The 13,376-nt window shown below is 49.2% G+C and carries 14 protein-coding genes and 2 pseudogenes; 7 read left to right on the forward strand and 9 right to left on the reverse strand.

The features are described 5' to 3' along the window. The first annotated feature begins 35 nt into the window (after positions 1-35). Positions 36-821, forward strand: a pseudogene (locus tag DXY31_RS13715) (transposase). A gap of 238 nt (positions 822-1,059) precedes the next feature. On the opposite strand, the gene DXY31_RS13720 reads toward DXY31_RS13715, so the two are convergent. Both DXY31_RS13720 and DXY31_RS13725 read right to left on the reverse strand, forming a co-directional pair. Then, a complete protein-coding gene (locus DXY31_RS13720) occupies positions 1,060-2,175 on the reverse strand; it encodes a carbamoyl-phosphate synthase (RefSeq protein ID WP_114994344.1) in 1,116 nt (371 codons plus the stop codon). 288 nt (positions 2,176-2,463) lie between these two features. Then, on the reverse strand, positions 2,464-3,444 hold the full coding sequence (locus DXY31_RS13725) for a carbamoyl-phosphate synthase (protein WP_114994345.1): 981 nt from the start codon (positions 3,442-3,444) through the stop codon (positions 2,464-2,466). 566 nt (positions 3,445-4,010) lie between these two features. Here DXY31_RS13725 and DXY31_RS17870 point away from each other — a divergent pair. Further along, positions 4,011-4,112 carry a class IIb bacteriocin, lactobin A/cerein 7B family gene (locus DXY31_RS17870; RefSeq protein WP_170953716.1) on the forward strand — a complete coding sequence of 34 codons (102 nt, stop codon included), beginning with the start codon at positions 4,011-4,013 and terminating at the stop codon, positions 4,110-4,112. Positions 4,113-4,280: 168 nt separating this feature from the next. Here DXY31_RS17870 and DXY31_RS13735 read toward each other — a convergent pair whose 3' ends face one another. From DXY31_RS13735 to DXY31_RS13750, 5 genes are all read right to left on the reverse strand, one after another. Further along, positions 4,281-4,526, reverse strand: a complete 246-nt coding sequence (locus DXY31_RS13735; RefSeq protein ID WP_114994298.1) for a Nif11-like leader peptide family RiPP precursor — start codon at positions 4,524-4,526, stop codon at positions 4,281-4,283. A 263-nt stretch (positions 4,527-4,789) separates the two neighbouring features. Further along, complete coding sequence (locus DXY31_RS13740; RefSeq protein ID WP_114994299.1) at positions 4,790-5,122, reverse strand: hypothetical protein; 333 nt, start codon at positions 5,120-5,122, stop codon at positions 4,790-4,792. A gap of 205 nt (positions 5,123-5,327) precedes the next feature. Further along, entirely contained in the window at positions 5,328-6,080 is a 753-nt protein-coding gene (locus tag DXY31_RS13745) for a beta-1,6-N-acetylglucosaminyltransferase (RefSeq protein WP_256359637.1), read from the reverse strand. 136 nt (positions 6,081-6,216) lie between these two features. Then, positions 6,217-6,360 (reverse strand): hypothetical protein, encoded by a 144-nt coding sequence (locus tag DXY31_RS17105; protein ID WP_170953718.1) that lies wholly within the window; start codon positions 6,358-6,360, stop codon positions 6,217-6,219. A gap of 354 nt (positions 6,361-6,714) precedes the next feature. Further along, positions 6,715-7,200 (reverse strand): hypothetical protein, encoded by a 486-nt coding sequence (locus DXY31_RS13750; protein ID WP_114994301.1) that lies wholly within the window; start codon positions 7,198-7,200, stop codon positions 6,715-6,717. Positions 7,201-7,262: 62 nt separating this feature from the next. Here DXY31_RS13750 and DXY31_RS13755 point away from each other — a divergent pair, with 62 nt between their 5' ends. Further along, positions 7,263-7,487, forward strand: a complete 225-nt coding sequence (locus DXY31_RS13755; RefSeq protein WP_244279816.1) for a hypothetical protein — start codon at positions 7,263-7,265, stop codon at positions 7,485-7,487. 53 nt (positions 7,488-7,540) lie between these two features. Beyond that, positions 7,541-7,669 carry a hypothetical protein gene (locus DXY31_RS17745; RefSeq protein ID WP_256359638.1) on the forward strand — a complete coding sequence of 43 codons (129 nt, stop codon included), beginning with the start codon at positions 7,541-7,543 and terminating at the stop codon, positions 7,667-7,669. A gap of 113 nt (positions 7,670-7,782) precedes the next feature. Here DXY31_RS17745 and DXY31_RS13760 read toward each other — a convergent pair. After that, positions 7,783-8,125 (reverse strand): annotated as a pseudogene (locus DXY31_RS13760) (hypothetical protein). Positions 8,126-9,275: 1,150 nt separating this feature from the next. Here DXY31_RS13760 and DXY31_RS13770 point away from each other — a divergent pair. The 3 genes from DXY31_RS13770 (at position 9,276) to DXY31_RS13780 (ending at position 11,963) form a co-directional block, all read left to right on the forward strand. Continuing rightward, a complete protein-coding gene (locus tag DXY31_RS13770) occupies positions 9,276-9,557 on the forward strand; it encodes a DUF3764 family protein (protein WP_114994304.1) in 282 nt (93 codons plus the stop codon). 199 nt (positions 9,558-9,756) lie between these two features. Continuing rightward, the gene (locus DXY31_RS13775) at positions 9,757-10,458 is read left to right on the forward strand and encodes a histidine phosphatase family protein (RefSeq protein ID WP_137025002.1); all 702 of its coding nucleotides are present in this window, start codon (positions 9,757-9,759) and stop codon (positions 10,456-10,458) included. A gap of 533 nt (positions 10,459-10,991) precedes the next feature. Beyond that, positions 10,992-11,963 carry a hypothetical protein gene (locus DXY31_RS13780; RefSeq protein WP_114994306.1) on the forward strand — a complete coding sequence of 324 codons (972 nt, stop codon included), beginning with the start codon at positions 10,992-10,994 and terminating at the stop codon, positions 11,961-11,963. A gap of 480 nt (positions 11,964-12,443) precedes the next feature. Here the strand turns inward: DXY31_RS13780 and DXY31_RS13785 are convergent, their stop codons facing one another. Continuing rightward, positions 12,444-13,148, reverse strand: coding sequence for a response regulator transcription factor (locus DXY31_RS13785; RefSeq protein ID WP_114994307.1), 705 nt, complete (start codon positions 13,146-13,148; stop codon positions 12,444-12,446). Positions 13,149-13,376 lie beyond the last annotated feature (228 nt).

Raw genomic sequence — 13,376 nt, forward strand, 5'->3', positions numbered from 1 at the left:
TCTTGTCAATAATGGCATAGATCAATGGTCAGGATATGGCACGTCAACCCCGCTTTCTGCCAGCAGGCCATTCATTTCACATCACGCTGCGCTGCAATAGCAGGCAGTTCTTGATTGCAAAAGGATTGAGAAGAGATGTGCTGCTAGCTGTGCTGGCAAAAGCCAAGCAGAAGGTTCCTCATCGCTTGTATGCGGTGTGCCTGATGGCCAACCACCTGCACTTGCTGCTGCGTCCTGATGATGCAAGTGAGCTGCCGAGGTTGATGCATTGGTTCGCCTGGTATTCCGCCATGGCCTTGAACCGCTTGAGCGGTCGTTGCGGACACTTCTGGGAGGCCAGGTATTTCTAAACCCCAATCCATCCCAAAGATCACAGGCGAATGCTGAATACCTTGAGGTATATCCATGCCAATCCCAAAGCAGCAGGAATCAGGAAAGGTTTTTATGACCCCTATTCCAATTACGGGCATTACGGCAGGTTGGAATGTGATGGCATCAGTGAGTGGCACCCCAGTTTTTTGCAATTGGGATCAAGCCTGAAAGCTTGCTCCAAACGGTATGCATGGTTTTGCCAGAACTACCGGCATAAAAGCAAAGGCGGCTCTAGGTGCCATTGGGGCTCAAGGATGCTGAAACGATTAGTTGAGAAGGGCAGAGGCAGACAAACCAAAAAGAGCCGAGTATCACCAGGACAACAGAAATTACCGTTTGCCTTTGACATTCGCCTCAATCAAATCCCAGAGGAGTGGCAGCAAGTTGCGGTGAAATTTAGAAGAGCAAATGGCATTCGCGATGGTGACACGAGAATGTTTCTTTCATAAATTATTTTCGCGCTTAACGGCGCAACAATAGAGCAAATAACTACATTACTAGCGGACTTAAATGCGAAAGTGTATTCACCTTGCCCAGGTTTTAATGCAACTTAGGTATTAAATAAATTGACCCAAGCAAGCCAACTCTGCACTCAGATGGTGCCAGGTATTGAGCAGTTCATTAGCTGCTTGTATGGGCGTTTTGGTGAGATATTAAACCCCAGAGGGGCCAGTACCCAAGAAAATTTTAAAGGTTTTCCTCAGCCCTTTTTTTCTTCGTCCAGCCGTTAGCATTTGCATCAGGCGCGCCAGGGTTGCAATGCCATAGGGACTTTGTTGAATTGGGTCCATGATAGGTACTCAAAGCAGACCAGGAGGAGGGCTGGAGGCTGCCGGGGAACAACTTGAACTTGCACTTCGCATCTGGATCTACTGCATCATGAACGCGGATATTCCTGTTTTTAACGCTTTCAGATAAGGCTTGAATGGTTGGCTTTTGCCATGCTTTTTTCTTGGTTTCTGCAGCTGTAGTGTTGCTGCCAAAGCGATACTCAATGTTGCCTGAAACTCTGGTTTCAAAAGCTTCGTCATAGGAAACATTGATCCCAGTAGTTAAACCATCAGCGATCTGATAATCCAGCTCCACCTGCACACCTGAACCATCTGCTGTTCCTAGATCACCGCTTTGGTAGTAGTAACCAACAGAGGCATTGAGTTCAGGGGTGATGAAATAACCAACATCAAGGCCATAGGTATCAAGCGCCCCACCGAGATAACGCGCATTGAGGCGCTGCTCTGTATCACCAACAGGGATTAAGGCATAGGCATTGAAGTTCCAGGTATCTGATACTGCCTCTAAACCTGCTGCGATCTGCTGAAAAAAAGCACTTTCCTTGTCGTAGAGCGTGACACCTGTTTCAGCATTGCCTGTATTCATCGGCCTGCTGTCATAGCCGCTGTTTACGCCATACATCCAGCTGCGGTCACTATTCAGCCAGCGATAACCAAGCCTTGATGAGGTGCTGATTGTTGTTCCAGCAACCTCTGTTTTGACGATGCTGCTGTATCCGCCGTAATCAGCAAAGTTGGCGTTGAGCAACACATCAGCAAAGAACACACTGTTCTCGCCAACAGCGATTGGCAGGAACCCACCAATGCCTGCTTGGTTGGGTGTGCCTGCTCCTTGCAGTGCGCCTTGAAAACCCCAGTTGAACTTGACTGCATCCTTGAGGTTGATCTCCATCACCCCGAGATCATCTGCACCACCTGCGTCTTGAGCAGCGGCAGGCAAGAGAGTGGCGTTAGCTAGTGCCAGTGCAGCAACACCGCTCAGCGATAACGACAGACTGAAGGACCGCTGCATTGATTCAGGCATCATTCCGCGCATGATGCCGGGCTTTGCTTAGCTGCGCCCGTTGCGGCTTGGGGCGTCCCGGTGGATCGGGCTGCCGCTGAACGAGTATTGGCCGGAGTTGCTAGATAATTGCAGTCTTGATTACTAATTAAGCCCCGGCTATCTCTGCTCAACTGCGCTCAATCGTGCCAGGTATTGGAGGCTGATTTAAGGGTTTATGGTGTTGGTTGAAGAAACAAAAAGCCCCCGCAATTGCAAAGGCTTTAGATGGTTTGGCTCAACTGTTTGTTCGCTTCACTAAGCCTGCGCGGGTACAGTGTTTCTGTAAGATTGGGTGTTGGAGAAGACTGGATCATGCACCCGCACATCCCTGTTATTGGGTGATGCGGTTAGGGCGTTAATTGTCGGATTGTCCCACTTTTTCTTCTTGGCTGCTGTTGTGCTTGGGCCGCCAAAGCGAACTTTAAGATCTGCTGAAACTCTGGTATCAAAAGCCTCGTCGTAGGAGATATTTACTCCTGCTGTTAAGCCACTACTGACTTCATAGGTCAATCGTCCGAGCACCCCAGAACCATCAGCCGTGCCTAGGTCATCATTTTGGTAGTAATACCCAACAGAAGCATTGATAATTGGAGTGATGAAATAACCAACATTAAGCCCGTAGGTGTTGAGTGAACCGCCTTGATAAACGCTGTTGAGTTGAGCTTCTTTCTCCCCTACAGGAATTAAGGCATAAGCATTGAAGTTCCAGTCATTAGAGACTGCTTCTGCATTCACAGCCACCTGCTGGAAGAACACACTGCGCTTGTTGCTGACGTTCACCCCTGTATCAGCATCACCTGTATTCATCGGACGGCTGTCATAACCACCGTTGACGCCAAACATCCATGAGCGATCACCATTCAGCCAGCGATAACCAAGCCGTGATGAGGTGCTGATCGTGGTTCCAGCAACTTCTGTATTGATCAGGCTGCTGTAGTTGCCGTAATCAGCGAAGTTGACGTTGAGCAGCACATCAGCAAAGAAAACACTGTTCTCGCCAACAGAGAGAGGCAGGAACCCGCCAATGCCTGCTTGGCTTGGTGTCCCAGCGCCTTGCAGTGCGCCCTGGAAGCCAAGAGTAGGCTTGACCACATCCTTGAGGCTGATGCTCATCACATCACCCAGATCCTCAGCATTGCCGTCCTCTTGAGCAGCCACTGGTTGAAGAGGTGTGCCAGCGAGTACCAGCGCAGCAAGACCACTCAGCGATAACGACTGGCGCAGGGACTGGTGCATTGGATCAGGCGTCAGTCCGCGCATGATGCCGAGCTTTGCCTGGTTGCGCTTGGCATTGCAATTGTTCTCATCGACTGCCAATAAAAACCCCGCACTTGGCGGGGCGTGATTGGTGTGAGGTTTATGCCGGGAGATGGCGGCAAACAATATCGCTAATTTATTCCCGACAAAATTCAGGTACTTTGCGCTTTAATGGATGCCTTCCTTCATAGCATTCAAAAAATATGTTGAGGACTCCAAACATCATCAAGCCAACCAAAGTCAGCTGACCAGCTATTACAAGCCTACTTAGCCAAGTTCGCAACTTATTCGTAACGACATGGTAGATAACGTACCAAGAAATGGGAACTTCGAGAACAGAATATTGCTGAAAACCCTGCCAAGTGCTGGGTTTTTGCTGCCATTGCAGTGGAAGCTGGTGCCAACAGACCCGAGATAACTGCTAACACTGGGGAAGTCCTGGAGAAGCTGATGACCGAAGAGCAAGTCAAGAAGAAAGAACGCAAGCAAAAATCAGCAAAGAAGAGCTAAAGGGTGTCGAAGGTGCCGGTTGTGGATGTGAAGATGTGCCAGAACTCAGCGAATCAGAACTAAAGAATGTGAGTGGTGGGGTGGACTTAGCAGCCGTCGCAATATCGATGTACGACGGATATGAAGGTCGGGCCTGAGATGCCGGAAGGTGGTAACCGGAGCAAGTTGGTGCCGGTCGATCCACGCTGACCCGGAAGCCGGTGACGCCAAGGCTCCAGGGCAATAAAAAACCCCTGTCAATGCAGGGGCTTTGATGAGTAGGCCAACGCTAATTAATATCCACCGGGCGGCAAGTAGCACGCTGTTTAACAGCCACACTTCCCCTGAGTGAGCGTTCTTCCAACATAATCCTTGCCACCAGCCACGCTTTCCAGCTCCTCTGCTGAAATCTTTGTTTGAGCCTTGGTGGGGTTATCAGCAGAAATACTAAATCCTGCCTCTTTAGCAATTGCAGCAACAGCATTGGCATCAGCAGCCGCTTTGAGCTGCTCCTGAAGGCTGTTGTTGCCTTTAGCGTTAGCCAGGAAAGCTGTGAGTTGTTCTTGTGTCATGGTTCTAAGGAATGAATTGTTGGGGGTGTTGCCCCCTCGACTCCTTCAAGATCACAGCTCTTCTGGTGAACCCCACTACACAACTCTGGTGTAGACCCCGCGAGGTTCTGGTGCGCTTCTGGTGAATGACTCAGAACTAAGTCAACACCTAGTTTGGCAGCGCTTTCACCAGCCTGATTACTGCTCAACTGCGCTCAATCGCGCATCCATTGCTCGTCAGGGCAACTGGCGTGAGGGCCTTTTACTTCGGGATGCCAACCCAGTCAGCCTGGACTTCTGGGATAAGTTCTGCGGAAGGAAAGAAGCCTGGTGGATGCAGCCTTCGGCATCGAATAGGTATCAGCTACCCCGCCAGCGTTGCCGTGAAACTCATTGTCTTCTCCCAGGTTGAGGGGAGTGATCGGAGATGCGACCTTCTCAAAGACTCCCGGCCGTCCCCGAACCAATGTTTCGATCTCGACAACGATGGCGAAATCAGCGTCACGATCGCAGCAGATCCGATTACAGCAGCGGATGCATCGGTCCATGTGGATGTGAACGCCATAGGGATCAACCATCACTGGGATGTTGGACCCCTCTGGCAGAGCGGTCCCCATACCCTTCGATCGAACCGCTGAGAACTGGTGAATTTGCCTGACACAATCAAAGACCTGATGATCCTTTCGTTGACGGCAGGAGAGGGGCTCTGGGGATCCTGCTGTATCAGGGGCTGATCGAGCCCGCGCTCGTCAAAAGATCCAGAAGGGCCTCAGGACTCAGAAGACTACGGACAGGTCACAATCAAATCGGCAGTGTAGGAACTCATACCGATTCATAAATAGCCTGAAGATGTACCCTGACCTGATCATCAAGTGACGTGATCTTCCGAATGAAGCCATAATTATTATTGCGGCAACTTTCCAGGAGAGCGGGGGTCAGCTGCATCACCTCGGCCTGGGTGCGGGTGGGGTCAGAATTGCAGAAAACAACATTGGATCGTTCCCATTCCGCTCCAATGCGAATCAGATGATTGATCCAGTAATACTCATCGGCCAGCTGAAGCAATGGAAAATCATCCACACTGGCGCTCTTGATGATCCTGGAGATCGCCTCTCTCTGGATCACAAAGAACATGTTTTGCTTGCGCAGCTGATCCACCGAGAGCCCGAAATAGAGGGCGATCTGTGCAAATCGTTCTGCATTGGCCCGAACCTGACGCTCGCTAAGACCATGCCGGGGCTGCAACGCCAAACGCGTCTGACTGCAGAATGACTGAATCCAGGCAAATGGGTGCAGGGGCAGCATGTCTCCCGACAAAAGCACCATGGCGTCACAGCCATCATTGATCGCCGCAACAAACAATCGTTGGGTGGCCGCCACCAGACTCCTCTCTCCCCATGCTGTTTCAAGGGGAGCAGGATCGATCCAGGCACCGTTCAGCACAGGCCATGGCGTGGGCGTTTTGGCATGCACATAAATCCCTACAGATCCAGGTGGTGCTGGCCTTAGAAAGCTCTCCCACAGGGAAACATGGTTCAATCCTTCCTTGACTAGGAAACAAAAACCAAGCTTCACCCAACAATAAATCAAAACGAGTTCAACACTAGAACAAGCCTGCTTAAATGATCAAACGCGAGTAAATGGATCTCTCGCAATTGCCCATAACCTCATCCAAACCCCCTGAAACAGGATGCCTTTGATCTGGCAATCTTCAATAAACAAAGGCGGAGTAATCAAGCATTTTCTTCAGCGCGGCCTCAAGGGTTTGCAAGGCCTCAGCCACGGCCTTCTCCAGCTTGTGGTCACTTGCACGCCGCTCTCCATTACACAACCGCTCCAGCCCATCTCTGAGCATTAGCTACTGCACCTCGCTCAGTTTCGTGGACACTAGGTCGGCGCCGGCACGTTCAACCTTCCTCGCCTGCGTTGCTCTCAGCGCTTCTGTCTTGGTCTTGGCCGCCTCGCGCTCTGCTCCCTCCGCCTGCAGCCGCAAACTGCGCACCAATAGTTCGCGCCACAGGTCCTGCTCCTGCTAATGCACTGGCTCGGTACGCTTTTCGTGGATGCCACATGCCGTCTTCAGCCGAGGCAGTTGCTCAACAACCGCCAGCCCTTCCCGCCAGCCCTTCCGTGGCCCAGTCATCTACTGCTGCGTAGTGCAGCGTGTAGTCATGGAATAAATACAAGACTTCGATCTGGCGTTGGGCTGCTAACACGTAGATGCTCTCCAGCAGCCCTCCCATCGACCTGCAACGGCCAGGTCATCTGCTTGCTCACGCGCCTGGCCCAGCTCCTCACGTATGGCTTCTGCCACCCGCCCTCGTAACGGTAAGGAGTGGTCCAATGCTGTTTTGGGTAGCAAGGTCACGCATGTAGTCGCTCTCCTCTCGCGCCGCCCCGCCTTGGCGTCACAGATACTCGGCGGCAGTGTTCTCCCGCCGGCAACAAACACAGTCTCGGCAAACGCTCCCACCCAGCTCACCCCCGACTGAGTCACCGGTGTGCAGATGACCACGTCCCAATTTGCCAACTCACCCCTTAGTAATCGCCGGGCTGCTTCGCGGTCTTTGCTATCGGCATCAATAACAAGCACTCGTACGGCTGGCACCGCCTCCAGCAGTGCATTATGTAGGCCCCTGGCCGAAAGCACGAGCTGACCCCGACCGTCCTTGTCATCGGCCCCGGGTGCGCCCACTTGAGGTGTGTCTAATGGTCATTTGATGGCGCTCAGGCACCACCGTCATGCAGAGTATGGGCATGAATCAGCCAAGTATTCAAAAACTTCGATCACTCCGACTCGATGCTTTAGCCCGTGACGACAGGGCTGTGGCTGATCTCAACGCTCGAATCTCCAACTCTCCTGACTATCTGGTGGAGGAGCTGATGAACAACCATGGTTGGCCTGCCCATGAGGCTCTTTGCGCTGTCCAGCAACTTCAAGAGAAGGTCCTTCGCAATATTTCGGAGCAGGCTGCCGCCTGAGCAGTGATTTTTCAGCACCGTTTAGTGGTTATGGGCTGACGAGTAGAGGACTCATGGATGAAGACACCAGCAAAACAACAAAAACTGTCTGGTTCTGGGTGATCGGACTAAACATGATCGCTTGGGGCGGCTATCTCGTTCTTACAAGAGTCATGGGAATCACGGTTGATTCGGTTCATTAGAACCGACCCGATGATGATGCCGAATGTTTAGCACCTTGGAGGCCTTGTGATGGCTTAATCCAAAGTTTTCATGAACTGCCCCGAATTGATTCAGGTCAGTTTTGCAATGGTGTTCAGAACTTGCGCGGATAAGGGGGATTCCCAGCCAGTTCGACGTTGATCTCTTTGCAGATATTCATCCAGGCACCAAGTCCAAAGTTCACACCGTTTGGACAATCGATGAAGTCTTGGAACTGCTGAGCAGTGATGCCCTCACGCACTTCCCAGATGCAGAACGCCGGACCTTCAGGACCAACCGGGCAGAAGCAGTGGTTATAGAAACCAGCCTTCAATTTATTGGCGACTGCATCATCCCAGCCTCCGCCCGGAGCCATCGCTTTTTTGAGCTGTCCCACACCATTGCTGGGCTTTCCCAGCCCGAAACTCATGGTGAACGTGGTAGAACTTAGAAGCCATCTATCGAAGCCGAGTGCTCCTTGATCATCGCGTCTCCCATGCGCTGCCGGCGTCTCTGAAGCTTCTCAATACATTTTTTGCTTCTGGACAGTTGAGGTGGCAGTTCGCAATGAATCCAAAAGGATCGAGAGGTGCCCTTTCCTTTTTTTCTCAACCAACCAACGCCAGCTTGCTCGATGAGGGGTCTTGCATGGTGCTGCGCTTAATAGAAAGATCTCGGTGATTTTTGCCAAAATTTAACGATCCATGTATTGCTTGCGTCATCATTCCGAATTGGTGCTTTTTATCTTGAAATTAGTTTTGCTTGGCGAATAAAAATGAATGCACTCAGGCGTATCAAAAGAAAAATCAAGTCTGAAATGCTCTCAATTTTTGTGATCTCACTTGAAATTTGCTACAGGGCCTATGGAAGTATTTGAAATGAGACCACCACACCAGTTGAATTCTTGGTGTCGGCTGGAGACTTTATGCTTCGCCACTGCGATGTATCAGTCTTGACTGATCGCGTGAAAATAACTTCATAGCGATGTCTGTCGCTCGGATTTAGCTTTCTTTGGCCTGTGCTCTTGGACCTGCAAGCTTGCAGCTGGGGCCTATCGGGCAAGCCAAAGCACGAAATGGCTTGTGATGGCCCTCACGAATGAACTCACCGATTGGTTCGGCGTGGGCAGTATGGATTTCCATTGGAATAGTGCCTCTTCCAGTGTTTTAGAAATGCCTTGGGAACAGTCAAGGTGCGATAACAATTTCTCCCTATGCCGTAGCGAGGGGGCAGCTCAAAATTTCAACTCCAGAGGCCTCAGCTTTTGTCAAACGTTGTTCTGCCACTGTAGGCATGCTGTGACTGGGCCCAGAGCTGCTTCCACTTGGTTGAGTTGGTGGTTGGCACTGTCTTGATGTCCTGAGCTGTGAATGCCACTGAGGGCTGACAAGGCAACGGTTTTTCACTGGTTTGCAAGTCTTTCTCCATGGTTGTTTTTGCTAAACGCCTTCTCTCCAAGGAATAGCTGTCGTCTCGAAGAAGCACAGAATGTGTTGGCCAATGCTCACCTGCTCGAGCCACGAGCGACATCGCAGCCTTGAATCGATCTTCGCCATCACTGCTCTAAGTGCATATCCTTTGTGAAATCATTCTTTTCTTCAATTGGCGATGATCGAAACCACTGTTCTTGATTTCAAGCTCAGCAACACCTTCGAAGAATATAGAGCCCATATGGAAGCACCTGAGCAGCAGGCGATGTTCTTAGAAATGGGTGTCAAGATCTTCTATCTTGGTTTTTCTAAAGAGGATCCCAAGCGAGCAACGGTCATGTTTCAAGGGCAGGAAAATGTTTTACACGACATTTTCACGAACCCGCAGACCAAGCCCATTGTTGAGGCCTCTGGCCATGTTTACGAAGGGACGGTGATAACCCGTTGGCTTGCTAGCTAGTTATTGCAAAACAGTCGTACTATTCTTGTCTTTCATGTAAGCTTTGAATGCCGTTTTGGCCATTCAGAGCTCAAGGTTTTTGGCTGGTTCTGCGCATTGGATGGATAGCTCCCATCACTCTGGTGATCCGGTGCTGCTACCAAGGGAGTCCAGACAGGGGTGATCGATGACATGTGCGAAAAGGCCTAAGTGGCTAGGCATGCTGACGGCTGCTGCTTGCCTCTGTACCGGTGTCATTTTGCATGGAACATCTGTACGGGCTGTGCCCCGTCGGATTATTCTTTTGCGTCATGGCGAAAAGGCTAATTCCCACGCGCTTTGTGGGATCGGTTTGAGACGTGCGGTTGCATTAAGTCAATATTATCTGGGCCAGAACGCGAAGAATCAGTCACTGCTCGAAGGACAGGTTCCTGCCGCGATTTTTGCGATGACTCTTCACACGCTTGAAACGGCAGGTCACACTGCTGTCAGTTGGAGGCTGCCGATCAAGACTTATGCAGCGATGCCTGGTGAAAATGGAATAACGAAAACCTCAGAAAAAAATAGTGCTACCCAGGCCGCTGCAGCTGATGTACTAGGAAATCCCAAATGGCATGATCGTATTGTTTTAATGTTCTGGGAACACCACCATATCGCTAGTCCACGATTGGAGCGGCTGTATTCAGCTCAAAAAGTCACTCTTCGTCAGCTGCTGAATATCGACCATTTAGAAGGTGTGCCCAAGGAATGGAAGAACAATTATGATTACTTTTGGATCATTGATTATGATCCAAATTATTCACAAATCCCTATTCGGTTTCAAATGGTTAAACAGATTTACCCCTCTCCATTTACAAAGCTTCCTCACAACGAATGGGGGGAAGAATTGCCTAAGGAATATCCCTTGAGTTGTCTGCGTTGATTGGATGATTGAAGAGGGCTGCTTTTGCTTTAGTCCATCTCACGCTGCAGTACTCATATTTTCGAGTCATGAACAATGCTACGAGCATGAGCGTAGAACGTAGATTCACTTAATCTCTATTGGCTTGAATCGGTTCGTGCTGCTGCAGCTAAGGCAGCAGACTGCTAATTAGGGAGTTGTCTTAGCGCTTCTCTAGAGGCTGAGCGTGCAGCATGCCGTCTCATAGCTAGCCATCTGAACTATTTAGTCGATTGTTTCCAATCCTGTCCATGGCGACAGCGTTTTATGGTTTGGCTGGAGAAGCTCCTCAATCTCTCTTGAGCTGGCCCGAGTTAACAACGAACAACAACTGATTCATGTCAAAAAACTTCGCAGTAACCTTTGTTGCACAGCGACCAAAGCGTTGTTTCGCAGCCACTAACGTATATTCTGATGGCTCTGCGTTTTTTACTCTGCCTGCAGTGTCTCTGGGCAATGCGATGATCTAACGATGTCAGTAAGCAGTCCTGCTGGTGATTGATGTCAATGTCTGGATGATCATCGGGTTTCTGCTTGCAGCATTTTCAGTTGTTTCCAACGATTCTCTGCAAACGCTTGGTACTTATATCGCCTCAAATCGACAGCGAACGCCCAAGAGTGTTCAGATGCTGTTTGTTTGTTGTATCACCATTATCGTTCTTTTTCTGGGTTGGTTTCTTAATCAAGGCGAACCTGCTTGGGGTCGTCTTGATTCATTCCCTGTCCCCGAACCGTTCACCTGGGCCTACATCATTCCTCCGATTGCAGTGCTTGCTCTAACTGCATGGGGCGCACCCGTGAGTACTTCATTTCTGGTACTTTCTTCTTTCGTTCCTGAAAATATCGGAAGACTTTTAGGGAGTTCAATTTCCGGATATGTCATGGCACTTTTCCTAGGCCTTGCTTCTTGGGGTTTGGGTGTATGGGTTTTAGAACGATGGATTTTTCGACGTCATCAGGATTCAAAAGAGATCCATAGAATTTGGTATCCAATCCAGTGGCTTTCGACTGGTTTTTTGTGGAGTATGTGGTTGGTTCAGGATATGGCGAATATCTTTGTCTATCTGCCTCGTAATTTAAATCTTATTTCGATGTGTGTATGCACTTTGATTCTTTGTATGGGTCTCTGCATGCTCATCGTGATCGGAGGTGGCCCGATTCAGGGTGTTTTGCGTTCAAAAACTAATACATCGGATTTGCGATCAGCAAGCGTAATCGACTTCATGTTTGGACTTTGTTTGCTTTATAGGGCGTTTCTAAGCAGCTTTCCGCTAAGCACAACCTGGGTGTTTCTTGGTTTACTTGCAGGTAGAGAATTAGCTCTTCGTATTAGACAGCTTAAACAAACAACCGTATTTACTAACCAGGTTCATGGAAGCCTTGCGAAGGTGATTGGTGGTGATATCGGAAAAGCCTCTGTAGGGTTAATTGTGAGTCTGCTGATCGCACTTGGAATACAACCCTTGATCAATTGGAGCGTGCTGTAAATATTCAGTCTTAGTTAGGTAGCAGCCCTGAGCCAGAACTCTGTCGGCGGAATTGTTAGCGTCAACTCATTGAGCTGTCTGGTTGATTTTGTAAATGCTACGCACGAGGCAGGCAGTTGAAAAGCTGACAAAGAGTATGAGCAGGCAAGAACTGGTCATGATGGTTCAATGAGTACAATTACTTCAGAGGTTCAACATTTCTACCGTGAGTGATGTGATTTTTTGATTGATGCAAGTTATTCTGAGAATGTTGGATGTACCGGCGTGACCGCTTTTCTTGTGATCTCAGTAATGATTTTACAGAGTTTTTCGTGGAATTTTAAAAGTTTGACCTAACTCGTCCGCCGTGATCTGGAATCTGCTTGTCTACGAATTAATAGTGAAATTAAGCTAGTGAGTTAAATGTGATTCGCCATAAGTGTAGACGTTTCTTTTTGGACTTCTATCTAAAGCGGACTCATATCTATCACCAATTGAAACCTAAATATCGACGTCGACTAAACCATGAGTGAGGGCAAACACAGCAGCTTGAGTTCTGTCTCTAACACCTAGTTTTTGGATTGTAGTGCTGACGTGGCTTTTGATCGTTTCTGCAGATAGGAATAACGATTCTGCTATTTCGGCATTTTTCATGCCTTGAATAATGCAACGAAGAACCTCACGCTCGCGTTCGGACAGTGGATCGATGAGCTCAGGCGGTTGTTTTATTCTTGCCGTAGCTGCAGCACGAACTGATTTTGGGTAGTAGACACCACCATCGTTAGTCGTAATTAGTGCCTTGATGAAGTCTCCGTGCCCTGATCCTACCGATGAGACAAACATGACTCCGTCTGCTCCAGCATCCATCGCCTCATGGACAACGTCAGTTGTTTCTCGCCCTAGAAAAATAAGTGTTGTGATCTTTGGATTGTGTTGCTTGACCCTCTCTACCAGACGAATTCCATAGCCCTTTTCAAGATCTTCGCTTGTGATTAAGATGTCTGGGTCAAATTTAAGCTGTAAATCTAAGCCTTCATCTTCAGTCGTTGCTCCACCAATCAGTGATTTTAAAATTGGTGTGCAAAGACATAATGCAGCTAAAGTCAATCGGTTTTTGCTACACACCAATACTTTTTTGCTGCTTAGCAGTGATTGGCATTGATCTGCGGCTTGCTTGAGAGGAAGTTCGTTTGGATTGATGAGCACGCGCTGGACATCATTTTACTTCACTCTACTGAATAAGTAGCTTGTACGCAATTCATCTAAGCTTCATTCGTATTGACTTGATTGATGGCTTTTGTTTCAGAAGACGAGCGCTTTGATATTTCTGCAAAAATAAGACGTGGTTTTTTGTTTCGCTTGTTCTTTCGGCACTTACCGCTGTGACTTTTATCTGCCTATCCTCCTCGATGATGAGATCGTAATTTGGTGGTA

This window comes from Synechococcus sp. UW179A, assembly GCF_900473965.1.
Lineage (GTDB): Bacteria > Cyanobacteriota > Cyanobacteriia > PCC-6307 > Cyanobiaceae > Synechococcus_C.